This is a genomic window from Bacillus sp. 3255 (genome assembly GCF_031456485.1).
Classification (GTDB): Bacteria; Bacillota; Bacilli; order Paenibacillales; family NBRC-103111; genus Paenibacillus_E.
The window spans coordinates 100,492-126,082 of the sequence record NZ_JAVDUS010000006.1 but is presented as its reverse complement, the minus strand read 5'-3'; the positions used below and the strand labels follow the sequence as shown (position 1 = coordinate 126,082).

Here is a 25,591-nt window from a genome sequence, read left to right as displayed (position 1 = left end):
ACAACAAGGCCTTTTATAGTAAGATAAAAACAATTGAATATGTTGAATTTTCTTATCAAGAGCAGGTGGAGGGACTAGCCCGATGAAGCCCGGCAACCGACAGACCTTCGTAACACGAAGGCGTGCACGGTGCTAATTCTTGCGGAGACGCTACGTATAGCGAATCCGGGAGATAAGAGCGAGGATCTGACATTGTAAGCTTAAGACCTTTCTCTGCTTCCGGAGAAGGTCTTTTTTGCTTTATCATCCAACTTGTTTGCAGGAGGGATCCCATGTCGATCACGATGAAAGAACACACACACCGCGAGCGGGATATTCATCCCCAGCGGCAAGATAGCCGAGAATGGTCTGATCCGGCGAACGGTCTCGACTCATTAGGGGCTTACAGAATTATTCGAATCGAACTATTTCGATATGACAGCGAGCTTGCAGCCAAGCGGCAGCTGGGAGACCAATCGCAGCTTTGCGGGCTCATGGCAATTACCACCACTCTCGGAGTCGTCGGCTTAAGAGAATTCGCGATTCCCTGCAGCAGCTTGAGAGGCGATTTCACGATGTGGGCTTCTCAGTTTCAGCGTTTGAAAGGTCTGAACCTGCCGGATAGCCTGGACTATGTTCAACGCAGGTATGAGGCGCTCGGACCCGAGAGATCCGAGTTCATGGAGTCGGCACTCCTGGATGCTGCCGGCAAAACGAAGCTTACTTTCATTACCGGCAAGGATCGAAGTGACTTCATGGAACGAGCCTACCTCCTGGCGCATACGCAAGCGTATGTCAGGTTCTAAAATAAGCCGCAGCGACAAGAAAGCTCGGCTCCTCCAAGAGAGCCAAGCCTCTACCGAGAGTCCCGCCCATAGCGGGAATTTCTCCTGTTACATGCAGCCTGGCGGATCCTTGAATGCTGAATAACAGGAATTCCTCCCGTTATTCAGACCTAACTCGCAGCCATTACGCGAAATGGGGATAAATTAACGGGAGGAATTCCCTTTATTCGTACAACTGGGCTAATTTTCACGCGAATAACGGGAGAAATTCCAGTTACGCCCTGCGGCTGACTAGGAAAAACCGTCAGGGAATATTAATGTGCCCCCGTGAACAGGAGACTACGGTTGGCGCCCAAATCAGCATGTCGCGTCGCGGCAATTGTTTAGACAACGCCGTTATGGAAAGCTTCTTCTCGCATCTCAAAGCAGAAGCGCTCTACCCATATGATATCCGTTCGATTGAAGAAGCTCGACAACGAATTGAGGCTTTTATCCAATTTTATAATGAAGAACGCATTCCAATTAAAGCTAAACAAGCTGACACCGATAGAGTATCGGCACCAGCTTGCCGTATAGGGCTTTTTTTCAATGTCTACAATTTGGGGTCTTGACCAGCGGTCTTCCACGTTCATTTAAATTTTATTGACAATTTCCTTATTCTGAATCAGTGCGACCAGATAAGCCAGGGTCAATCCTTGGCCCCACCCTTGCACTCTCTTCTTGGAGATCACCTTGTAATCGTCAACGGAATACATGACCGCCGTACCTGCGGACACATTCCGGACGGATCCGTCTTCGTCGATATTGGCCAGAATGCCTTCGTACGCTTTGGCCATATAGTTTTGATGCATCGGATGTCCATAGCTAACCAGTGCGGCGGCAATACCGGCGGAAGCCGAGGTTTCTTCATAGGACGTTTCGTCATTCAGTACCGTACGCCACAGCCCGTTCGGGGATTGCAGCCTGACCAGAGCGCTTAATTGGTCGCCGAGCGCTCCCCCGATCTGCATCCACATCGGCATGAACGGATTCAACATTTTGTAAGCTTGTGCCATCGTATAAGCGGCCCATGCGTTGGCTCTGCCCCAATAAATCGCGGACAGATGATCTTGTCTGACATTATCCCAGGCATGATAGAACAGATTCGTCTTCGTGTCCTGCAAGTATTCTTCATGCCAATAAAATTGATTGAGCGCATCGTCGATATATTCTTTTTTGTCAAGCTTAAACCCTAGTCGCAGCAAGAAATAGGCTGCCATGAACAACGTATCCGCCCACGCCTGCTCCGGGAAATCGTTCTTGGAGGAAACCGTATGCTGGAAAACGCCCTCCCCGAACCGAATGGCATCCTTGCGCAAATACTCGGCTTTCATCAGCGCCAGATCGAGGTACTTGGAGTCGCCTGTTGCTTCATGCAGAGTCAGCATCGTATGTCCCATGGCACAGCTATTCACCATCATTGGCGGCAGCCCGAGCTCCAAATACTCGTCCACCCATTTGACGAGAAAGTCGATATAATCTTGGTTTCCCGTTACTTCCCAAGCTTTGCCGATTCCGTAATAAGCCACCCCGCAGGACCAGTTCCAAGTGAAATCCATGTTCATCGTTCTGCGGACTACACGGTCTATAAGTTCTTTGACTTCGTTTTCATTACATTCGAATTTTCGCATATGATCTATTCCTCCTATAGCGTCACTATCAAAAATAACATAATATTGGATGGAATTCTCCGCATTTATAACTGAAAAGCAGCAAACCCCGCATTTATTGCTCTCATCTAGGACAATTGGGATTCCCGGAACTGACCTGGCGACAGGCCGACACACTTCTTGAAGATCCGGCTGAACGATATCGAATTCGTATATCCGACCCGGACAGAGATGTCCTGCACGGTTTCCATCGTCTCGACCAGCAGTTTCTTGGCGAATTCCATCCGCAGCGAAATTAACAGATCGCTGAAATTTTCACCGAGCTCCTCCTTGAACAACTGGCTCAAATACTTGGAATTGATTTGAAAACGGTCGCTCAACAAGGTCAAGGAAAGGTTGGGGTCTGTGAAGTTCTCCGCCACATAGCTGCGAATTTCTCTCATCAAGGCGTGATGCCTGCGGTTCTGGGAAAGCTCGGACAATCGCACGGCCATTTGCTCTAACACGAGGCGGAAGCAAGTCTCGATTTGTTGAAGCGTCTCCGAATGCTCCAGGCCTTGCATCAATTCTAATTTCAAGCCGTTCTTCCAGTAGGCGTCCATTTCCGGTTGAATGCCTTCCAATTCGCGCTCCATCTGGAAGACGAAATATTGCAGAAGCCGTTCGATATCTTCTCTTTGCAAGCGTTGAACCCGCATTTCGTGGAACAGCTTGGCGAACGCGTCCGGCCATCCGGCCTCCGACATGCGAATCTGCCGTACGACGGTTTGGATGAGCTGAAGATAAGTGAACCATTCGTCCGATAATGTCTCATTGTCCTCCACCGTATCGATGATTTGATTAATTCCCAGCGTTACTTTCCGGTTGACTGCTCTGCCGGCCTCTTGATAGGAACGGCGAATCAACGCGACATCCTCAGCAACGCCGCCAACCCCAAAGGTTACGGTAAAATCAAGATGCGCCTCGATCCAGGAACGAATATGCTCCGCCAATTTCAACAGATGGTGCTCGGGGTCCTGATCCTCGTGCGAGATATGGAGCAGAACCAGCCTGTTTTTGGAGATCCATTCCATCATCACCTGCTGCTGATTCTGTTCGGCGAACTCCACGGCCACACTGCTGATGACGAATTTGAACAGCGATTGGTCTTTCTGATTATAGGTCGTCCCGAACTGGACATAATGATCGATTTCGAGCAGTGCGACGATAAAGCGGGTATCAGGCTGAATCCCATAATGCTCGCTTTCCAGCCTCCACACTTCCTGATCTTCAGCATATTCGCCATTGAGCAGATTTTGCAGAAATTGCTGCCTGCGGATCGCCAGATGCTCCACCTGCTTCTCCTGAAAAGCCATATTATTCGTAATGAGCCGCTCGATCGCATGATCGATGAAAGCAAATTCGTTCTTATCGCTCTTCAGGTCGTGCGACATGAAGGAGTGCGAGAACCGGTCGATCCGGTGCAATATCGCTTCGATCGGCCGATAACTCCGGCGGGTGACATAAAAGGTGGAACCGATGGCTAAGGCGATGGCGCCTAATACCGCAACAATCCATACCGCATTGCCGTGAAGTAAAATGCTGTACAGCCGGCCGCCTTTAATCCCGGTCTGATAAGTCCAGCCCGAGTAATCGGAAGTGACTGCGGCATGGACGCTTTGATCCTGGGAATCGAAGGCGATGTCCGGGAAAAAAGGCTGATGCCCTGCATCGTAAATTTGCGCGTTCGTTACCGTGCGGTCAATCATCCCGTCGACGAATTTGCCAATCGCCTCCAGATTGACATTAATGATCATGTAGCCGAGACTGCCCGTATCCAGCGGCACTTTTCTTCCCAGCGTGATCACTTTAAGATTCGTCTTGTTGCTCCCGTTTTTAACGCGTGGCGAGGACCAATTCACAGGATACGGTTGCTTTAACAACTCCAGAATATACGCACGGTCCGGGAATTCGTCAATCGAGCGAATCGTGCTTTGATCGAGCACCTTGCTATCTTTGGTTCGATAAAAATAAATGGAATCGATAAAATTGTGCTGAACCATCATTTCGCTCAAAATGTTGGATGCTGCATAACTGAGCAGCCGGTCGGAAGGCGTATCCAGGAATGCCTGCAGCTCCGCATTCGTCTCAATCACTTTCCTGGCATCGGCATCGATGGTTTTCAGGGAATTATCGATCATGTTGCTGATATATTCCGTCGTCACTTTGTTGGCCTGTATGGCGTTGCGCACATTGAGCTCATTGATGATCGTAACGAAAATCGAAATGAGGATCGAAATCGTAAGGAACAGTATGGGAAGATACGAAAACATCATGCGTTTGATATACGTGTTACTTTTCATCGTTTACTCACCCTGGTTAGCAGCATTTGTAGTTACCTTACTATAACACAATCGTATGAGCATGAGTGCGCTTCCAAATTAGCAAACGACCAACCCCCTATTGCGTCAGGGAGCCGGTCGTTCCTGTTCTTATTTTTTCTTCATTTCTTTATAAGCGGCTCTTTTCTCATCGATAACGGCTTGACCGCCAATTTTCAAATATTCTGCGGCAATGCTGTCGAAGGTTTTGCTGAAATCCTCCGGTTTCGCCAGTACACTCTTGACGACCGCTTCCTGTGCTTTGTCACCCAGCGTTTTGCTGTTCTTGATCTCGGCATCGATCGGACGATCGAAACGCGGATTGGTGTAGCCGTCATTCAAAGCGTTGATGATGGTTTGTTTCGCCAGCTCTTTGTAGTTCGGGAATTGAATGGATGCGGCCTCGATATTTTTGTCCGGCGCCCCGAAGTCCTTCCCGTTGCTTATCATCGCGATATCGGTGTTGTTATAGAACGTTTTCTTCGCTTCATCCGTTGTAATCGCTTTGGGGTATCCGTTCTCAAGCGTATAATGCTGGCCTTCAATCCCGTTCTGCAGCGTGAATAAGACCTCCGGCTTAGACATCCAGTCCAAATATTTGATCGCTTCGGCTGCATGCTTGCTTGATTTCGGAATCATCAGGTAGGCGCCGATCGGATCGTAAATCGCTTTGGGACGTTTGCCTTCCTCATTCGTGAACGGATCCATCCCCACATATTCGGCGCCCGGCACATTCTTCTTGAGCGAATCGAAGACGTTGCCGGTTCCCATTAAGTTCGGATGGGCAGCGAGCGCACTGAAAGCGCCGACCAAACCGTTGGAAACATCCTTCTCGAAATTTTTGCCGTCTTTGTCAAGCGCGAAGTCCGGATTGATCAAGCCCTCCTGGTTCAACTTATTCAGGAATTGAACGCCATCCTTGTAGCCTGGCTTCAGCAGCTCTGGCGTCGCGTAGAAATCTTCCTCCGATATTTTCTTGACGAACGAGCTGATGAGAAGCCCCGGAGAACTTATGTTCGTGCCGTTCATCGCGCTGAAATCGTAAGGGATCACTTTACCCCCGGTTTGCCCGGGATCTTTCTCTTTAAACGCTTTCAATGCTTGGTAAAATTCGTCCGTCGTTTTGGGCACCGGCATGCCCAGCTTATCTAACCAATCCTTGCGAATATAGGAGGTATGCGCATATTGCAGCGGCCGCTTCGCAGGAAGGGTGTACTGCTTGCCGCTAAATATACCGTAATTCAGCACTTCCTGGCCAAGGAACTTCTTCAAATTCGGCCCATTCTCGTCCAGCAGCTTGCCAAGATCCGTCAAACCGCCGTTCTTGACATAATTGTTAATCGTGTTCGTATCGTAAGTGAACACAATGTCCGGCGCATCGCCGGATGCCATCAGCACGTTGAGCTTATCCACCTCTTGGTTGCGCGGGACCGGAACGAACTGCATCTTGATGTTGTTCGGATCACCGAAGTTTTTCTGAATCCATTGCGTCCAGAAATTATTATCCACGGACCCTGCGCCTGCAGGCGCGTTCCCCCTGTCGAACATTTCGACCTTCAAGGTCACGGTCTCTTTGCTTGCGCCGCTTGTTGCGGCTGCCCCGGACGAAGACTCGTTAGAAGCGCTGGAGCAAGCGGACAGCATGCCGGTCAGTACCAGCAGGGCCGTGGAAGCTCCCAACCATTTGCGTTGCTTTGTTTTCATAGAACTCTAACCCCTTTCACAATGAAGATATATCGTATATGTTAACCTCGACCTGACAGAGGTGGTAACCGAGTTTCGTCTATTCCGGCACATGGCCGGCTACCCCTTCACCGCTCCGATCATAATGCCGGACACAAAATACCGCTGCAGCCACGGATACACGATCAGGATCGGCGTGGTGGCGAACATGATGCTGGCCGCCTTGATGCTCTCCGGGACGGACTCGATCTGTGAAGCGCCTTCCTGCGCCGTCAAATCCGTCACCATGCTGTTCATCACGACCTGATACAGCTTGAGCTGGATCGGATACATTTCCGCATGGGTGATGTAGAAGAGCGCATCCATGAAGCCGTTCCATCTGGATACGGCATAGAACAAGCTGAGCGTCGCGAGCGCCGGCAGCGACAGCGGCAGCACGATGCGGATGAGCGTCCCGATGTGAGAGCTCCCGTCCAAATAGGCCGACTCTTCCAGGCTGGCCGGTACCGAGGAGAAGAACGAACGCAGAATGATCAGATTAAATGCGGAGATCATTCCCGGTACGATGAGCGACGCCAGATTGTCGAGCAGCCCGAGCTGCTTCACGAGCAGGTAATCGGGAATTAATCCGCCGCTGAAGAACATCGTGAAGACGATAAGCAGCGTGAATGCCTTCCTGCCCTTCAAACGCTCTTTCGTTAACGGATATGCGGCGCATATGCTCATGACCATGCTCACGACCGTGTAAGTAACCGTCAGCACGATCGTAAGCCCCATCGACCATAGCATCCTTGTATCCGTGAAAACGATCTGATAGGCGTGAAAGTCCAGCTCCACCGGGAAAATGGTCACGAGATCCGATAAGATCGCATGCTTGGAGCTTAACGAGATCGAGATGATATGCAGGAACGGGAGCAGGCAGATGAGCAGCGCCACCCCGATCGTCAGGACGATCACGGCGTCCGTCAGCCGGAACTTCCTCGATTTGCGCAATAGTGTTGAGTTCATTGAGGTTCCTCCTACCATAATCCTTGCTCTCCGAATCGTTTGGCAATCGTATTGGCCAGGATGACGAAGATCAGTCCGACCAGCGCTTGGAACAAGCCCATGGCGGTGGCCAGCGAGAACTGCGCCGATTGCAGACCTGCTTTATACACGAAGGTAGAGATCACTTCCGCATAATCCATCACGAGCGGATTGCCCATGACGAACGGCCGCTCGAAGCCGATGGTCATAATATGGCCAAGCTGCATAATCAGCATTACGACAATGGTCGACCGGATGCCGGGCAGCGTGATATGCCACACTCTCTTCCATCTTCCCGCACCGTCCACCTCGGCCGCTTCGTACAGTTCCTTGTTAATGCCGGTTAACGCCGCCAAATAAATGATGGTTCCCCAACCGGCGCTCTGCCAGATTCCGGTTCCGAGATAGACGAGCAGCCAGTGGTTCTTCTCGGTCAAGAACGGAAAGGCCGGCAATCCGATGTCTTGTATCAGATTATTAACGAGACCGCCCTTCGTGGCAAACATTTGATACACGAGACCGCCGATAATGATCCATGAAATAAAGTGAGGCAGATACAGAATCGTTTGCGCCACTTTTTTGAACCAGATCACCCTCAGCTCATTGAGCAGCAGCGCTAAAATAATGGGAGCCGGAAATGAAAAGAACAAATCCAGGAAGTTCAGCAAGAGCGTATTTCGCACAACCTGGTAAAACTGGCTCATGGCGAACAGCTCGCGGAAATGATCGAACCCGACCCACTCGCTGCCTGTCACCCCTTGGAAAATACTATAATCCTGAAAGGCAATGGCCGCCCCGTACATCGGGACATACTTGAATACAATGAAATACGCAATAGGAAGAATAAGCAATACATACAATTGGTAATCTTTCAGAAACTCCGCTGCCCTCCGGCGCCTCTCGGCTGTCCGGACGGATGTCGGCTTCGTCTGTGCTACGCTCTGGTCCACGTGCATCCCTTCCTTCTCTCTGTCGCTAAGTTGGTAATCACACTATACGCGGACTGCTTATTTCCACACAACAAACTAATTTCAGAACATAAACCGATTTCCGAAACCCCTGCTGCAACGGGCTTTTGCGAGGTTCGGCACAACCTGAAATAAGCCCCGCCGGGTTACGGGGGACTTGTTCAGTTATAGCGCCATATACAATTGTCTTCTCTTCTTATGCTCGCATCCCCGTCTCAAAATCCGTTTATTTTGCTATAATAAATAGACCTAGCTCTTGTTACAAAGGAGTCTGCCATGACAACACCGTTTCTTCCTGACATGCTGCGGTTCGGCTCGGAAGACGACCCGTTACGAATCGAATTCGACCGTAGAACCGGCTATTACGCGATGGAAAACAACCATTACCATATCGAACATGAATTGTACTATCTGTTTCAGGGGGAGCGCAACTATTTCATCAAAGACTCCGCCTACCGGGTACAAGCCGGCGATATGGTGCTTGTCGACTCTAACGCCCTTCACAAGACGTCCGACCTGCGCGAACCCAACCATGAGCGGATTGTGTTATACTACTCGCCGTCCTTCTTCGCCGGTTATCAATCCGCGGAGAAGGAGCTGCTCCTGGCCCCCTTCGCACTTGGCAATCCGCTAATCCGATTGAACCTCCAGGAGAAGATGCATGTAGAAGCACTGCTTGCGTCCCTGTTGAACGAGCTGAACGAACAGCCGCCGGGTTATCAACTGCACATCCGGAACGTAGCCGTGGAGCTCCTGCTATTCACCTCCCGCTACATGCTGAAGCGGCAGAGCGAGCGGGATGACGAGCTTTCGCCGGTCCGGCACAAAGTGACGGATATTATTCGTCATATCAACCTGCACTTCGGAGACTCCCTCCAGCTGCACCTCATAGCCAAACAGTTCTTTATCAGCAAAAGCCATCTGAGCCGTGTTTTCAAACAAATGACAGGCTTCGGCTTCACCGAATATGTCAATATTACTCGGGTGAGAGAGGCGGAGCGCTTGCTGCGGGAGACGGACTGGAGCATCCTGCACGTATCGGAGCACTGCGGATTCGAGAGCTTCTCCCATTTCGGCAAAGTGTTCAAAAAGCTGTCCGGCGTCTCGCCGCGCTCCTACCGGAAGTTCGAGCGCCCATAGAGTAGGGCCGCCCTCGGTTACGATTTAATCGATCCGACCATCATTCCTTTGATAAAGTGCTTCTGAAGAAACGGATAGACCAGCATAATCGGGATCGTCGCCACAACGATCACCGCCATTTTCAGCCCTTCGGGCGAGACGGACAGCAGCAATTCGGAGGAGACGTCTGCCGAGCCCAAGTTGTCCGTAATCACGATTTCGCGAAGCCGTACCTGCAGGGGAATCAGCGATCTGCTGCTGATGTAGTAAATGGCTTGCGAATACATGTTCCAGTTCCCCACTGCGTACATGATGGCCATCGTAGCCATCACCGGCTTGGACAGCGGGAGAACGACGCTCGAGATCATACGAAACTCGCCGCAGCCGTCCATTTTGGCGGAATCGAACATTTCCGCCGGCAGCGTCATGAAGAAGGAACGCATGACGAACAAGTTGTAGGCGCTGATGGCGCCCGGAATGATCAATACCCACAGCGTATCGAGCATATGCAAATTTTTGAGGAGCAAATAATTCGGAATGAGCGGAGCGTGGAAAATCATCGTGAACAGCACAAGAATAAGCGCCGGCTTCCTGTAAATATATTCGGCACGGGACAATGGATAAGCCAAGCTTGCCGTCGCCGCCAAATTCATGAGCGTCCCGAATACCGTGATCACGACGCTGTTTCGGAATGAGACCCATATCGAGGGGTCCTTCAAGATCATATGATAATTCTCCAGCGTAAAGCCCACTGGCCATAGCCCTACGGCCCCGCTGTTAATGGCAGCCGCATCGCTGAAGGATTGCGAGATGACATTCAAGAGCGGCAGAAACATCGTAAGGCCGATGACGAGCAGGATGATCATATTGCATAGCTGGAAAGCACGCTGTCCTTTGGTGAGAATCACTTCTATTGTCCTCCTTCATCATCGAACTAAATTAGTACAAGCCGCTGCCGGTCGCTCTTTTACTCCAAGCATTGCCAAGCATGATGAGCAATAAGCCGATCACGGATTTGAAGAGTCCGATCGCTGTCGTATAGCTGTATTGGCGATCTATCAGACCTGCGCGATAAACATAAGTATCCAGAATTTGGCCGTTCTCACTGTTCAGCGAGTTTAAGAAGACATAGACTCTTTCGAACCCGAAGTCGAGGAAGCTTCCGATGTGCAATAAGAACAAGATCGTTATTGTCGGCATAATCGACGGCAGCGTTATCGACAGCACCTGGCGGAACCTGCCTGCCCCATCGATTTCAGCCGCTTCATAGAGATCCGGATTAATCCCCGCAATAGCCGCCAAATAAATAATCGTTCCCCAACCGCTATCCTTCCATATGCCTGAGGTAATCAGAATCGAACGAATATAGCTGTTCTCACCGAGGAAATAAATAGGCTCAATATGAAACAAGCCCAGGATGTGGTTGATAATGCCGGTCGTTGGCGACAGGATCCCGATGACAATCCCGCCGACAATGACCCAGGAAAGGAAATGCGGCATGTAGATGACCGTCTGCAGAACTCTTTTGTACCCATTGAACCGGATTTCATTTAACAACAGAGCTAAGATGATCGGCACGGGAAAAGCAAAGAGCAAATCATAAACGCCGAGCAATATCGTGTTCTTGAGAATGATGAGAAACTCATCATAAGCGAACATCCGTCGAAAGTGTTCGAAGCCTACCCACGGGCTGCCTGTTAAGCCTTTGAAGATATTGTAATTCTGGAAAGCAATTGACGAGCCGAGCAAGGGAATATATTTGAATATGACAAAATAAATAAGCCCCGGAATCGAAATGACATATAAAGGCCAGTGTTTCATGACAAAGGCTCTTTTCGCTTTTCGAGATGCAAATGTGTACACCGGCTGGCCGGCTGATTCTGTTTTGGACGCCATGATGTTCTTTCCTTTCTCTCCATCGGAATTTGATGGACTCATCATACTATGGACATCCGGGTGAAACCATGGAGAAACTTCAATTCCAGGTGTGTTTTTCAACAATCCGGGCATAAAAAAAGAACCGCAGCATGGCGGTCCTTCCCTACAATCAATTACCCCTGGCCAAGGTAGGCATGACCATGATCAGCTTGGTCCCCTTGTCCACTTGACTCTCGATCTGCAAGCCGTACTGTTCGCCGAACACCATCTGAATTCTCCGGTGGACATTCACCATGCCAATGCCGCCGATGCCTGTGGCAGCGTCCTTCTCTTTATCCGCGAGCTGGTTCGTGTGCAGCTTCTCACGCAGCTCCTCCAGCCTGGCCTCGTTGATACCGAGTCCGTTATCCTCCACGCTAACCCAGAACTTATCTTCATCCTCCCCTGCGTCGATGCGAATATAATGATAATCCTCCACGCCGTCTGCGAAAGCATGTTGGAAAGCGTTCTCGATCAGCGGCTGCAGCGTTAACCGAACCATGTTGTACAGCAAATAATCCGGATGAATCCGGACATCGATATCGAACTCCCTGCCGATACGATGCTTAAGAACGACGAGGTAGAACATAACATGCTTTAATTCGTTCGTGACGGTGATCTCTTCCAAATTCGTCTGTACCGAATAACGCAGCATATAGGCAAGCGCCTTGACGATTTCATATATTTCTTTGGAATCCCGGATGACTGCATAACAGACGATCGTTTCCAGCGTATTGTACAGGAAATGCGGATTTATTTGCAGCTGCAAAGACTGCAGCTCCGCCTTCTGGCGCTCCATCTGACTCTTCTGATCGCTTAACTCGGCTTGATAGACCTGATTGATAAGCTCCGAAAGGCGGGTCACCATGAGATTATAACGGCTCATCAGCTCCGTAACCTCATCCCGGTGCTCCGGAAGCGGAATTTGCACCCAGTTCCCTTGCTCCGTCTGGCGCATTGCACCTCGCAGCAAGCGTATCGGCCCCGTGATCGACCGGCCGAACCGGAATGCGATCCACAGCGCAATACCGAGCGTAAAGCACCCGACAACGATCGTCGTCGTCCGAATCGTATCGCTCGGTTTGCGCAGCTCCGCCACCGACATGGCGACAACCAGCCGCCAATCGCCATATGTGGAGCGCTTGCTCATGAACATTTGCGGCTTGCCGTCCAGAATCGCCGTGAAGGCATGCGAGCCTGCCTCCAGCACCTGGCTGCGTATCTCTTCGGGCAGCTTCGTGGCCGTTCGCTCCGTCTCCGGGTGATACACATACTTGCCGTTCTCATCGGAGATGAAGAAGTAGCCGTTCTCCCCCAGATCAATGCCCTTCCACAGCTCGGACAGCTCGGCCGCCCGCAATTCCACCACCAGAATGCCTCGGGGTTCCGTCGAGGAAAGTCCGCGAATCTGCCGGACCAGCGAGATATTGGGTTGTCCGGTCACAATGCTGTAGTTCAGCACGCTCAGGCTTCCACTCGGATCCGTATTGGCTTTGAGAAATTCCAGCTGTTGTTGAGCTTCCAGCTTGTTGAACGAGCCGCCAACGGAATCATTATAGAAATACATCGCATTGTTATGGAAGGAGATCATATAAATATTGGAAATTTCCGGGTTACGGGCGAACGCCGGTTCAATAATAAGCTCCTTAATCAGCTTGCGCAGCTCATAATAAGGGTATCCGTTCTCACCTTCAGGGAGGTCGATGAACCTCTTTACATCATTGCTGCTCAATAATGACACCATCGACCTCTCATAGCTCCGAATATACAGATCCGTATGGTGAGCGGCATTGCCTACCACCTGTGCCAGCTGCTTCTCCACGATTTGATCCAGTTCGTTGGAGGAGCTCCAGTAGGAGAAAACGCCGACGCTGGTCAAAGAAATCAGAATCACAACCAAATAGGACAGAAACAATTTAGGGTATAAATTCAATCTCTTCATTTCATGCCGAGCGTATCCCGGTAATCCGATGGTGAAATACCGAAGATTTTCTTGAAGGTTTTGGTGAAATGGGGGTAATCCTCGTATCCTACCTCTGCCGCAATGTCCACGGTTCGCAGGTGTGGAACCGCCAGCAGCTCGCGAGCTTTGTTCATACGTTTATGAATCCGGTAACTGACGAAGGTTTCATTCGTCATCTTTTTGAACAAGGTGCTGAAATAATTCGGTGTAATCCCTACCCGATCCGCCACTTCCTTGAGAGAAATATCGACGGACAGATGATTATCGATGTAAGATTTGGCTTCCTCCATGGGATCTTTGAAATTGCCCCGGCGCATAACCAAAATATCCGACATCACAGTTTGCAGCCGATCCTCGAATTCTTGATAAAGCTCCGCCTTGGAAGACGCTTCGAAGGCTTCCGTCATCTCGGTGCTGAGCTGCCGGTTCTTCTCTTGGAACTGTTTCTGCAGCAGCGCTGCCGTATCCAGCAGTTGACTCTTCAGCTGAGCCGCAGTCAAATGGGAGCCGGATTCTTTCCACTCCTCCATAATTTTCCGCAGCTCGTCTTCCTGAAGCAGCCAGATACTGTGTTCGATCCGTTCAACCCAGTCCACATAGCGTGTAACCGGAATATACCCTTGCGATTGCGATTTCATCATACTGTCGAATACATCATGCAGATCCGGCGGTGTAACCGGCTTAAGCAAATAGTGTTTGACTCCGTATGACAGGCACTTCTGCGCGTAATCGAAATCGCTGTAGCCCGACACAACGACCATCATAATATGCGGGTAATTCTCATAAACGTTACGGCAAAGCTCCAAGCCGTCCATCTTGGGCATTCGGATATCCGTCACAAGCAGGTCCGGTTCAAACTGCATAATGTACTCCAGTGCGTCCACACCATTGACCGAAGTTTCAATGTTTTGAAACTTGTGCGTATAGCTTTGCGCCATCATCATCAGGCCGTTGCGAATTACAGGTTCATCATCTACGATTAACAGTCTCATGCTGCCCAAGCCTCCGCCTCCGCTCCAAAGAAAAAAGGGACTTGTCCACCGCTTGCGGGAACAATTCCCTTTTTCCTGTGAACTGACCATCTTAATTTACATTTTTGGAAACGATAGCGCCATTGCCTTTCTTATAACGCTCCGTAGCTTCTTTTATAATATCATTGCCGCCTTTATTCTTATACTCTTCAATCACTTTCGGCCAATCGGAGATCGGCTCTTTGCCGTAAATCATCTTAACCATATGCTCGAGGATAAGTTTCGGTCCTACATCGTCGCCCGCAGGGGCTGCGTCCGGATACTTCGAGAACGATTCAAGCTGCGGTACGAAACGGATCGTGCCTAAGCCCTCCTTGGAGACGACCGTGTCCAGGTACTTGATCATATCGCGCCCGTCCGCGGACATCTCTTCTTTGGCTTTGTTGTAGACGACATCATGCACGAACCAGAACATCCCGCGGAATTGATCTTCCTCAATGGCAGCAGTAGCCGTTGGAGGCGTAAATTTGATTTGGCCATTCTCGGTCGTATACGTATCGCCTTCGATGCCGAAGGAGAAATATTTCTCGGCTTCCGGCGTCAGCATCCATTCGAAGAATTGAATAATCCCGATCGCTTTCTCCTTCGAGACCTTATTATTAATGTAATAGGACGTACCGATACTGGAGTAAAGCAGATGTCCGCCGAAGTTCTCCGGACCGCGAGGGGATGAAATAATTTCAATTTTCCCATCCGGCACCAGGTTCTTCAATTTGTTGCGGTAATTGGACAAGCTTTGAGCATTCGCCGACCACATACCGACCTTGCCCGCTTCGATGTTTTTGTTATAATCGGTTGAACTGATGGAGGCGAAATCCTTGGGAATCAAGCCTTCGTCAAACATCGTCTTGAACGTCTGAAGCGCCTTGGTCATATTCTCCACATCGAAAAATTTCGGAACGACTTGCTCACCCTTCACTTCGAATTGCGCAGGGAGCACGTCGAACGCGCCGAGAATCGTATCGGCATACTTGAAATTCTCACGCATTTGGTACGGATTCTCAACCCCGTTGGCTTTGAGCGCTCTCATCACATTCAGAAATTCATCCACTGTTTTTGGTGCGGGAAGTCCTGTTTTGGCAAGTAAATCCGTTCGAATGAAGGTGGCACGGCGGGACGGATTGGAGAGCCACGATGGAATCCCGTAGATTTGACCGTTATAGCTGGTCTCTTGCCACGCTTCCTTTGGCACCGCTTTCATGATGTTTGGAGCATACTGCTTCAATAAATCGTCCAATGGCATGAAGACCCCGGCTTCCACCGATCCTGACATCCCCTTCGTCGTAGCGCCACCGACATTTTGCACGACATCCGGAATATCGTTGGAAGCGAACATCAGAGACATCTTCTGGTCGAAATCTTTCAGAGGAATCATCCGAAGATCGAGATCAACGTTCGTCAGTTCCTCCAGCTTTTTCACCCATTTCTCCTTATTCACATCTGGCGTTTGCTCGGCATATTTGAATCCGCTGGTGCTCATGGACATGGAAAATTTCTGTACGTCTTCTTTCTTGGCTGCCTGGCCCGCCTGCGGTTTCGGATCTCCGCTCCCGCACCCCATCAGCGCGCCAGCTGCCAGAACCAGGGTTAATGTAACAACCATCCCTTTTCTCATTCGTTTCTGCCCCATTCTTTATCGTAATTATCCAACGGAATCGGATATCTACATCTTACCCTCGCTGGGGACGATCAGGAATGTGTTTTTTACCACTGATGTTGTGTTTGTATTAACACTTGAGGAGCCGGTACGTATGTCCCCCCTGCACTTGGAAGCTTGTTAACGGATCCTTGCCGGACCGGGCGACCTCCTGTTCATCCAACATCACGACGATAGGGACGGTGCTGCGAACCGTACAGACACCACTCCTAGATGCTTGTATCGCCGCTTCGCTTAATTGCCCTTCGTCCCAAACCAGATCAACAACATAGCCGCCTCGCGCTCTAATGCCCTTGATACGGCCGGACTTCCACTCGTCAGGCAGGGCCGGCAGCAGATTAAGCTCGCCCATGTGGCTCTGGAGCAGCATCTCTGCAATGCCCGCTACCGCCCCGAAATTCCCGTCAATCTGGAATGGCGGATGTGCGTCGAATAAATTCGGGTATGTGGATTTCTCGAACAGATTCGACAGATAGGCGAGCGCCGAGCCGCCATCCCCGAGCCGTGCGAACATGTTGATGATCCACGCACAGCTCCATCCCGTATGGCCGCCTCCGTTCGCCAGTCTGTTTCGCAGCGTCACCATAGCGGCTTCCGCAAGCTCCGGCGTCGCATGGATGTCAATCTGTGTTCCGGGATGCAGCGCAAACAGGTGCGAGATATGCCGGTGGCCGGGTTCGAATTCCGCATAATCCTCGAGCCATTCCAATAACTGGCCGTTCGCTCCGATTCGCGGCTGCGGAAGCTTAGCCATTCGCTCCGTCAATTGGCTGCGAAAGTCTTCGTCGCACGACAACAGCCCGCTGCTTGCGATGCAAGCTTCGAACAAGGCGCGGACGATCTGCGTATCCATGGACGGGCCCATGCACAGAGTACCTTTCACTCCGTTCGGCAATATATAGCTGTTCTCCGGAGAAATCGAAGGCCCTGTCACATAGGTTCCATCCGGGGCTTCCGTCAAATAGTCCATGAAGAACTCCGCCGCTTCTTTTAACACAGGATAAGCCCGCTCCTGCAGAAAGGTCAAATCCAACGTATACGCATAATGCTCCCACAGATGCAGGCTTAACCATGCCGCCCCCATCGGCCACAGGACGCTGGTGGCGAGAATACCCTCAGGCCGGGTCTCCCCCCATATATTCGTATTATGGTGCGCCACGAAACCTCCGCAGCCGTACAGCTTCTTCGCCGTTACTCTTCCTGGGACTCGCATTCTTTCCACCAGCCCAAACAGCGGTTCATGGCATTCCGACAGACCACAGACCTCAACCGGCCAATAATTCATTTGTGTATTAATATTAATCGTATACTTAGACTCCCATGGGGGCGTGAAGCTGTCATTCCATATCCCTTGCAGGTTGGAAGGGAGACTTCCGGGACGGGAACTGGCAATGGTCAGATAACGGCCATACTGGAAATATAGTTCCGTCAACCGCTCGCTTTGCTTCGGCCTTCCCTCCGCTGCCGCTTGCATGAGCTCGTCGGTTGCCAGTAGCTGCTCCTCTTCCGGTGACGACAAGCTGAATTCGACGCGTTCGAACAGCGACCGGTAATCCGCGGAGTGCCTCTGTTTCAGCTCGGCATATGTGTACGCATCCGCTTCCTCCAGCTGGCGCAAGCAGGCTGCTGCCGGATCGGCCTCCCGGAATGTACTGTTGGCCGCAAATAGCAGCGTCACTTCGGAGGCGCCTTCCACGGAAATAAAGTCGCCGATCGTCTTGATCACGCCATCCGGAGACTTGGCTCTAAGCACGCCGCTGAAGGCAACTCCGTCCTTGCCGCATTCGCCGTTCATCACAATGCTGTCTGAGGACCGTGCATAGCTATCTCCCTCATAAGGACGCCGGTTCAAATTCACACAGAACGTAAGCCCGCCCGGCTTGCTGCAGGTCATATGAATGGCCATCACCTGGTCCGGGTAGCTTGCGAAGATTTCCCTGGTGTAAGCCGTATCGCCAACATGGTAAAGAACCCGGGTTATCCCTGTCTGCAGGTCCAATTCACGCAAGTAAGAGTGGACCTCTCCTTGCCTAATGTTGAAAAACAGCTTCATCTCCCCAAGCGGCTGATACGGATTATAATATTTGGGCGATGAGAACATGGACATCCTCGCTAGATAAGTCGCTTGCTCTACATCACCATCGAATAGCAGCTTGCGAATATGCGGGAGGTTCTCCAGCGCGTCCGGATTCTCTCCCACCTTGGGCCCGCCATACCAGATGGAATCCTCGTTTAACTGGATCTTCTCCTCCATGACCTGGCCGAAAATCATGCCGCCTAAACGACCGTTGCCTACCGGCAATGCCTCCGTCCACTGCTTGGCCGGCTTCCGGTACCATAATCTAAGTTTCTTATTCGCCGCTTCCAGGTTTCTCATAGTCTCTCCTTGTCAACATTTGTTATATGGATTAAAAGATAGCTTAACAAAACCTGACCGTTTTATGTTTGGCTGAATTACGATAAAATGTTGCTGCATTATGATTTGATTCTCATCCGCGCTTTCGGTCACCACGATTAAAAAAAGCTGCCATATCGGCTGCTCTGCATCATTCATACTTCTATTCTCCGTTACTCGCTTACCGCCAGCCAATGCCCGGTCTTCACTTCCACGAACCGCGACCGTTCCAGCCCGTACGGATCCTGAGTCGTAGGATCGATAGGCGGCACGAACTTCTTGCGGGACTCCACCGCTGGATCTGGCACCGGAATCGCAGCCAGCAGCGACTTGGTATATGGATGCAGCGGGTTTGCGTACAGCTCTTCGCTCTCCGCCAGCTCGACGATCTTCCCTTTATACATAACAGCCACACGGTCGCTGATATGCTTAACCATCGACAGATCGTGAGCGATGAACAAATACGTCAGCCCCAGCCGCTGCTGCAGTTCCTCCAGCAGCTTGACGATCTGGGCTTGAATGGAGACGTCGAGTGCTGACAACGGCTCGTCGCAGACGATAAACTCGGGCTCGACAGCCAATGTGCGGGCGATGCCGATTCGTTGCCGCTGACCGCCCGAGAACTCGTGCGGGTAGCGCATAGCATGCGATGCGCTGAGACCGACCATGTCCAGCAGCTCCTCGATCCTTCGCTGCCGCTCCAGCTTGCCGGTGGTCATCCGATGAAGGTCCAATGCTTCGCCGATAATATCGGCAATGCGCAGCCGGGGATTGAGCGATGCATAGGGGTCCTGAAAGATCATCTGCATGTAACGCCGCATCGTCTTCATCTCGCTGCGGGACAGCCGATTGATCGGGATGCCTTTGTACAGCACCTCTCCGCCCGTCGCCTCATGCAATCTCAGAATGGTCCGCCCGGTGGTGGATTTGCCGCTGCCGGATTCACCGACGACGCCAAGTGTCTCCCCTGCGCGGATATCGAAGCTGATATCGTTGACTGCTCGAATAATCTGTCCTTTGCCCAAATTGAAGTGTTGTCTGAGCGACCGGACTTCCAGCAGGGGAAGGTTATTGGTTGAACGGCTGACAGCGGAGACTGGCTTGGCCTTCTTCTTCTCATCAAGCCGGGGTAATGCCTGCAGCAGACGCACCGTATATGGATGTTTCGGCGAAGAGAAAATTTCCTGCGTCGTGCCGGTCTCGACGACCTCACCGTCCTTCATAACGACAACACGGTCGCACATTCCGGCAACCACCCCCAGATCATGGGTAATTAAAATAATCGATGTGCCGAGCTTGCGCTGAATTTCCTTCATCTGGTGCAAAATTTGCGATTGAATAGTGACATCCAGAGAAGTCGTCGGTTCGTCGGCGATAAGCAGTGACGGCCGGCAAGCAAGAGCAATTGCGATCATCACCCGCTGGCGCATCCCGCCGGAAAATTCATGCGGATACTGGAAATAGCGGGCTTCTGCGTCAGGAATGCCGACCAGCTTCAGCATCTCGACCGCATCCCGATGCGCCTGCTCCTTGCCGAGCCCCCTGTGCTTAATCAGACTCTCCTCAATCTGCCGGCCAATGCGCATCGTCGGGTTCAAGGAGGACATCGGATCCTGGAAGATCATGCCGATATCACGTCCGCGAATCTCCTCCATCTCCGAATCCGTCTTATCCGCCAGATTCTCTCCTTTGAACAGAACCTTCCCGTTCTTCACCTTTGAAGGAGGCGCGGGCAACAGCCGCATAATCGTACGTGCCGTAACGCTTTTCCCGCTGCCGGATTCCCCTACGATGCCCAGCGTTTCGCCTTCATGTACCGAGAAGCTTACATGGCGAACGGCTTCAACTTCTTTATCCCTGGCATAGAACGAAACAGATAAGTTGTTTACTTCTAAGATTGACTTCATAGGATCACCTTTGTCTTATGAATAATTGGCAAAATCATTCTATTGATCTGAGTCACTTGCAAAAATATAAGTTTATCAAAATCATACAGAAAGAAATAATATTTCAAGTGTTATTGACAACTTTGATTGCTCAATTTAAAATCTACTATATCGATCGGAATAATGCAATATAAAACTAACCAATAAAAGGAGCACACAAACTTGAGCGGGCACACTGTCCCAATGGATTCCCGTTTAGTCGACCGACTCGGGAACATCTTCATCAAAATGCTATTGCATCCGACTTACCGCATCTTGCTCCTGCTGACCGGAGCTCCCTTGCATCCAGTCATCTATCTCGTCTACCTCCGCCGCAAGAAGGAGAGTAGGTATAAGAATGCGCTGGATAAGTTAGAGCGGGAATGGATTGCATCCGGCTGCAGGGACAAGCTGCTCACGGAGACGAAGGAACAGCTTGTACGCAAGCATCAATTTTTCGGACAAGCCGTTATGCCGGAGAAGCTGGAACGGGATGCTGACCGGATTGCGTCGGCCACATTCAAGGAAGCCTTATTAAGCGAGCTCACAGCCGGGTCCAATCGAGAGGACCAAACGCCGGTTACTTATGCGGATACGTTTGTCCGGTTAATCCGACACCCTGTGTTTCTCACGATATCGGTTATCCTTGGCTTCCTTATGTATGCGCTGATGTTCATCTATAGCAACCCTTATCTAAAATATACAATCGAGCGTCTTTGGATGACCGTCTTTGTTATTTTCGGAGTCGCTTTTCTCGTCTTTACCATTCTCTATGTATCGCCGATGAATCCAGCCGCCAACATTATTGGGGAGACCGCTACCGCTGAGCAGATTGCCGCATTCAACAAGGTATACGGACTGGACCAGCCCTATCTCATTCAGCTCTGGGATACGTTCCGGGGTATACTGACTTTCGATCTGGGCAAGTCATTCGCAGGCAATGAAGTGGTCACCACTTCCATCGCTTCGAAGTTTCCCGTGACACTGACGCTGACCGTCATCTCGACGGTCGCAGCCGTTTTGATCGCGCTGCCCATTGGGCTCATTTCTGCTACACGGCCTAATTCATTCTTGGACTACACGTTCATGCTTCTCGCTCTGATCGGACTATCGATCCCGAACTTCTGGCAAGGACTGATTCTGATTCTGAATTTCTCTATCAAGCTGCATTGGCTGCCCGCTACATATAATCCGCAGAACGCGTTGACGATGATCCTGCCGATTATCGTATTGGGAACCGGTCTTACGGCAGCTGTCGCCCGAATGACCCGCTCTTCTATACTTGAGGTCATTCACGAGGATTATATTACGACGGCGAAGGCCAAAGGACTGTCGCGCAGGCAAGTGCTGTGGAAGCACGCTGTCGGCAATGCCCTGATCCCTATCATTACAGTCATCGGACTTCAGTTCGGCGGAATGCTCGGAGGAGCTGCCGTGACGGAGAAGGTTTTCAATATCAGCGGGCTTGGAAGCTATATCGTAGACAAGCAGTTCATCCCTGATATCCCAAGCATTATGGGCGGGGTCATCTATACCGCCATCACGATCTCGATCGTCAACGTTATCATTGATATTTTGTACGCTTTCATCGATCCAAGAATACGTTCCAAAATGAAACAATATTAGCAGGTGAGCCGCATGATCCGACAACCCACTCTATCGAAACAACACATGCACTTCAGACTACGTTCCTGTGCCGAATACGGGCAAGCCGGCTTCGCCGGAATAGCTTCGTTGGTTATGGCCTTGGTACTGCTCATGAACAGCTTGCAGGGGGGCGAAGCATCGTTCGTGAAGCCTGTCGTCTTCGCTACCTTTGCTGCCTATTTGCTCTTCACGCTGCTCCAACTGGGTACAATGGCTCTGATCCGCAGAGACTTGATCCGCCACGGAGAGCTGCGCCGCACCACCCGCTTAACTGGCTATGTGCTGCTAACCAGTTTGCTGACCGTCAATATCTTTGTCGTAACGGCTGCCTTTCAGCTTATCAAGCGCCAAAAGAGCTCAGCTTACACACTCGCGGTCTACGCGCTGTTGACGACCGTATTCGTTTGCGCCGTATCGGCATTGAACGTCTTTAAGCCATATGTATCCAACTTATTCGTGCCCGGTATGTCTCTTCTGCTGGCGGCCGGAGCCGTTCAATTGATTGCCCTGCTGCTAGTCGCCAAATACGCAGAAAATAAGATCATGCCCAAGTGGATGTGGATAGTCACCGCCCTGCTGTTGGTGACCTCCGTAACCGGTAATTTGTTCGCGCTGACGCTCGGTGTCCTGTTGATAGCCAAGCTTCGGAATACGGACGGTACGTCAGAATCGAAGCTGAATGAGGTCATCGACCGGCTGTCCCGCAGCACCACCTCAATGCTGGGCTTGTGGTTCATTGGCTTTCTCCTGGCTATCTCCTTGTGCAGCTACTTGACGTTCGATTATGGAATCGCCATCGACAATAATTACGGGGCGATCTTGCAAGCTCCAAGCCTGGCTTATCCGCTAGGGACAGACAATTTCGGACGCTGCTTGTTCTCCCGGATCGTATTCGGCGCTCGCATCTCGCTCTTCGTCGGCATCCTCTCCACGTTGATCCCCGTCATCGTCGGCGGGGCATTGGGGGCGGTATCCGGTTACTATGGACGCCATACGGACAATCTCATCATGCGGGCGCTCGATGTTCTGTACGCCATTCCCGGCATCCTGCTGGCCATTGCGATCATCGCCGCTTTCGGCGCCAGTACGGTCAATCTCATCCTTGCGCTGAGCATAGGGGCCATCCCTACGTATGCCCGAACGATGCGAGCTACCGTACTGCTCGTCTCATCGCTTGAGTATGTGCAGGCTGCACGCGCCTTCGGTGCAGGAGATCTGACTATCCTTCTCAGGCATATCGTACCGAACGCCATTGCGCCGATGATTGTCAAGTCCACGTTGACTGTCGGCGGAGCTGTCATCTCAACGAGCTCCTTGAGCTATCTCGGGCTAGGCGTTGAACCGCATATCCCGGAGTGGGGCAATATTTTGAAAGTAGGCAGTTCCTATCTCGAAACACATGCCTATACGGCCATATATCCCGGCCTTGCCATCATTGCGTTGGTGCTGTCCTTCAACTTTCTAGGAGACGGATTACGCGATGCGCTTGATCCCAAGCTGGACTAAAGTTATGCTTCAGGAATTTCCATTCTTACTCCATAGCCGCTACGTTACGAAACATGCAGGATTTCGGTATGAATGTACGTTCATATATTAGATATTAATAGGAGGGCAAGTTCCATGATTAAGAAAAGTAAGATTATCTTCCCCGTTATCCTCAGCGCCACTATGCTGCTAAGCGGATGCAACCTCACAACCAAGAATGAGGCTGCCGTAACGCCAGCACCAGGAAGTGAGAACGCTGCCGTCAGCAACACTCCCGTTGATATTGAGCTGTTGGGCACGAGCGCGAATGAGACTGACCTTAACATCGTCCGCGATCAACTGACCAAGAACGGCTTCAACGTCAAACTGAACATCCAACCGGATTACGGCACGTTCAAAGCCCAGCAGGACGCAGGCAATTTCGATATCGCCCTGTCCAGCTGGACTACCGTAACCGGCAATCCGGACTATGCGGTGCGTTCCCTCTTCAAAACTGGCGGCGACTACAGCATCATGAGCGATCCCGAGATCGACAAATTGATCGATCAAGCCGCAGCGCAGACACCGGAACAGTACGCGGAAACATACAAGAAATTCGAGCAGCAGCTCGTTTTTGACAAAGCCTATATCGCGCCGCTCTACAACTCGCTTAAAGCCCAGGCGTTTAATCAGGATATTCTAAAGAAAGAGTCTGTACGCCTCTCGAAATCACGTTCCCTTCCATGGGAGGAGCTGGACTTCAAGGATACCTCCAAACGTGCCAAGGATCCTATCATATTGCAATCATCGCTTCCTTCATTAACGTCCCTTGACCCGATTAAGGCTAACGATGGCTCCATTAATATTATCAACACGAACATGTACGTGCGCTTACTGAACTTAGCAGACGACGACAAGCTGACCCCCGAAGGTTCCCTGTCGTATAACTTTGCAATCGCCGAAGGCAATTCCGACTATTATTTCATCCTGCGGGACGATATTCGATTCGCCGAGATTAAGGACAAGCTCGCGGCCGATTCCGGCGAACGCGTAGGCGGAGAAGATGTCATCTTCTCACTGAATCGCGCTAAGGACAAAAATTCCGTTCCGAATCACCGCACCTTCACTTTACATGAACATATCAAAAACGTTGAGCTTGTAACGGACCCCGCCGTTCTCGAAACCGTCAAAGTGTCAGGCAGTTCTGACACGGTCAAATCCGCATTGGAAAAAGGCCTTGATGCGAAAATTTCGTCATTGGTCTCCGACAAAGCCAAGGCCAGCAATAAGGAAGGCAAGTATCAGATCGTTAAGCTGACAACGACGGAGCCCTTCCCGCAAGTATTGAACTATCTCGCCCACCAATCGGCGGGTATCGTCTCGAAGAAGCAAGTCCAAAGCATTAATACGTACGATGTGGCGAAATACGACGTGAATAAAGATATCTCTTACGGCGACCAGGTAACCGTTACCGAAGGCGCCAAATACAATAATAAGTTGTATACAAGCGGTCCTTATATCCTGTCCTATAAAAACGATTATGAGGCTGTCTTCTACAAAAACCCGGGATACATGAAAGGCACGAAATACGAGCCCAAAGTAGACTCGATTAAAGTTCGCTTCATTAAAGACGCGGAAAGCTCCCTGTCGGCGCTAAGGAGCGGTGAGATTCATCTGTTCTACGGCGTGTCCGAGATTAAATTCGACGTTGTGAAAGCCGATAGCAAGCTTTCGCTCCAAACGATTCCTAGTAACGCTGTGTCTTACCTGTTGTTCAACACCAAGAATCGCGAAGTGGCGAAGAGTGCCGACTTGCGCAGAGCCTTGCTGTACTCTCTGAATCAAGACGAGTTCCTGGCTTATTACAAAAACAATAAGTTCAAAGCCGTATCGACGTTGAGTCCGCTAGTCAAAACGGGCTTGGAAGTCAAAGCCGATCCGGCTAAAGCGAAAGAGTTCCTGAGCAAATATAAAACTAGCAAGTAAACCGCATGCAAAAAAGACTGCCTCATTCTGAAAAATG

The 25,591-nt window shown here is 50.9% G+C and carries 17 protein-coding genes, 1 pseudogene and 1 riboswitch; of the genes and pseudogenes, 6 read left to right on the top strand and 12 right to left on the bottom strand.

What is annotated here, in order from left to right:
- Positions 1 to 49 precede the first annotated feature (49 nt).
- A riboswitch (SAM riboswitch) is annotated at positions 50 to 179 on the top strand.
- 93 nt (positions 180 to 272) lie between these two features.
- Both J2X61_RS11300 and J2X61_RS11295 read left to right on the top strand, forming a co-directional pair.
- The gene (locus J2X61_RS11300) at positions 273 to 785 is read left to right on the top strand and encodes a hypothetical protein (RefSeq protein ID WP_310187837.1); all 513 of its coding nucleotides are present in this window, start codon (positions 273 to 275) and stop codon (positions 783 to 785) included.
- 338 nt (positions 786 to 1,123) lie between these two features.
- Positions 1,124 to 1,340: pseudogene (locus J2X61_RS11295) on the top strand (transposase); the annotation flags it as partial.
- Between the two features lie 56 nt (positions 1,341 to 1,396).
- Here the strand turns inward: J2X61_RS11295 and J2X61_RS11290 are convergent.
- The 5 genes from J2X61_RS11290 to J2X61_RS11270 all read right to left on the bottom strand — a co-directional run bounded on the left by J2X61_RS11290 (position 1,397) and on the right by J2X61_RS11270 (position 8,432).
- Positions 1,397 to 2,434: a glycoside hydrolase family 88/105 protein gene (locus tag J2X61_RS11290; protein WP_274470012.1), complete on the bottom strand. Its 1,038-nt coding sequence runs from the start codon at positions 2,432 to 2,434 to the stop codon at positions 1,397 to 1,399.
- A gap of 107 nt (positions 2,435 to 2,541) precedes the next feature.
- The gene (locus tag J2X61_RS11285; RefSeq protein ID WP_274470013.1) at positions 2,542 to 4,755 is read right to left on the bottom strand and encodes a helix-turn-helix domain-containing protein; all 2,214 of its coding nucleotides are present in this window, start codon (positions 4,753 to 4,755) and stop codon (positions 2,542 to 2,544) included.
- Between the two features lie 129 nt (positions 4,756 to 4,884).
- Positions 4,885 to 6,477, bottom strand: a complete 1,593-nt coding sequence (locus tag J2X61_RS11280; RefSeq protein WP_274470014.1) for an extracellular solute-binding protein — start codon at positions 6,475 to 6,477, stop codon at positions 4,885 to 4,887.
- A 99-nt stretch (positions 6,478 to 6,576) separates the two neighbouring features.
- On the bottom strand, positions 6,577 to 7,464 hold the full coding sequence (locus J2X61_RS11275) for a carbohydrate ABC transporter permease (protein WP_274470016.1): 888 nt from the start codon (positions 7,462 to 7,464) through the stop codon (positions 6,577 to 6,579).
- A gap of 11 nt (positions 7,465 to 7,475) precedes the next feature.
- The gene (locus J2X61_RS11270; protein WP_274470017.1) at positions 7,476 to 8,432 is read right to left on the bottom strand and encodes an ABC transporter permease; all 957 of its coding nucleotides are present in this window, start codon (positions 8,430 to 8,432) and stop codon (positions 7,476 to 7,478) included.
- Between the two features lie 294 nt (positions 8,433 to 8,726).
- On the opposite strand from J2X61_RS11270, the gene J2X61_RS11265 reads away from it, so the two are divergent.
- Positions 8,727 to 9,590 carry a helix-turn-helix transcriptional regulator gene (locus tag J2X61_RS11265; RefSeq protein ID WP_274470018.1) on the top strand — a complete coding sequence of 288 codons (864 nt, stop codon included), beginning with the start codon at positions 8,727 to 8,729 and terminating at the stop codon, positions 9,588 to 9,590.
- Positions 9,591 to 9,607: 17 nt separating this feature from the next.
- Here J2X61_RS11265 and J2X61_RS11260 read toward each other — a convergent pair whose 3' ends face one another.
- The 7 genes from J2X61_RS11260 to J2X61_RS11230 all read right to left on the bottom strand — a co-directional run bounded on the left by J2X61_RS11260 (position 9,608) and on the right by J2X61_RS11230 (position 20,439).
- The gene (locus J2X61_RS11260; RefSeq protein WP_274470887.1) at positions 9,608 to 10,435 is read right to left on the bottom strand and encodes a carbohydrate ABC transporter permease; all 828 of its coding nucleotides are present in this window, start codon (positions 10,433 to 10,435) and stop codon (positions 9,608 to 9,610) included.
- A gap of 73 nt (positions 10,436 to 10,508) precedes the next feature.
- A complete protein-coding gene (locus tag J2X61_RS11255) occupies positions 10,509 to 11,390 on the bottom strand; it encodes an ABC transporter permease (protein WP_379240052.1) in 882 nt (293 codons plus the stop codon).
- 226 nt (positions 11,391 to 11,616) lie between these two features.
- Positions 11,617 to 13,428 (bottom strand): cache domain-containing sensor histidine kinase, encoded by a 1,812-nt coding sequence (locus tag J2X61_RS11250; protein WP_274470019.1) that lies wholly within the window; start codon positions 13,426 to 13,428, stop codon positions 11,617 to 11,619.
- A complete protein-coding gene (locus J2X61_RS11245; protein WP_310187831.1) occupies positions 13,425 to 14,441 on the bottom strand; it encodes a response regulator in 1,017 nt (338 codons plus the stop codon). Before J2X61_RS11245 ends, J2X61_RS11250 begins: the two co-directional genes overlap by 4 nt.
- 91 nt (positions 14,442 to 14,532) lie before the next feature.
- Positions 14,533 to 16,095 carry an extracellular solute-binding protein gene (locus J2X61_RS11240; RefSeq protein WP_274470021.1) on the bottom strand — a complete coding sequence of 521 codons (1,563 nt, stop codon included), beginning with the start codon at positions 16,093 to 16,095 and terminating at the stop codon, positions 14,533 to 14,535.
- Positions 16,096 to 16,207: 112 nt separating this feature from the next.
- The gene (locus tag J2X61_RS11235) at positions 16,208 to 18,514 is read right to left on the bottom strand and encodes a glycoside hydrolase family 95 protein (RefSeq protein WP_310187829.1); all 2,307 of its coding nucleotides are present in this window, start codon (positions 18,512 to 18,514) and stop codon (positions 16,208 to 16,210) included.
- 191 nt (positions 18,515 to 18,705) lie between these two features.
- Positions 18,706 to 20,439, bottom strand: coding sequence for an ABC transporter ATP-binding protein (locus J2X61_RS11230; RefSeq protein ID WP_310187828.1), 1,734 nt, complete (start codon positions 20,437 to 20,439; stop codon positions 18,706 to 18,708).
- A 222-nt stretch (positions 20,440 to 20,661) separates the two neighbouring features.
- Here J2X61_RS11230 and J2X61_RS11225 point away from each other — a divergent pair, with 222 nt between their 5' ends.
- The 3 genes from J2X61_RS11225 to J2X61_RS11215 all read left to right on the top strand — a co-directional run bounded on the left by J2X61_RS11225 (position 20,662) and on the right by J2X61_RS11215 (position 25,554).
- Positions 20,662 to 22,083, top strand: a complete 1,422-nt coding sequence (locus J2X61_RS11225; RefSeq protein ID WP_274470889.1) for an ABC transporter permease — start codon at positions 20,662 to 20,664, stop codon at positions 22,081 to 22,083.
- Between the two features lie 45 nt (positions 22,084 to 22,128).
- Complete coding sequence (locus J2X61_RS11220; protein WP_396135433.1) at positions 22,129 to 23,610, top strand: ABC transporter permease; 1,482 nt, start codon at positions 22,129 to 22,131, stop codon at positions 23,608 to 23,610.
- 114 nt (positions 23,611 to 23,724) lie between these two features.
- On the top strand, positions 23,725 to 25,554 hold the full coding sequence (locus tag J2X61_RS11215; protein ID WP_310187826.1) for an ABC transporter substrate-binding protein: 1,830 nt from the start codon (positions 23,725 to 23,727) through the stop codon (positions 25,552 to 25,554).
- The last annotated feature ends 37 nt before the right edge of the window (positions 25,555 to 25,591 follow it).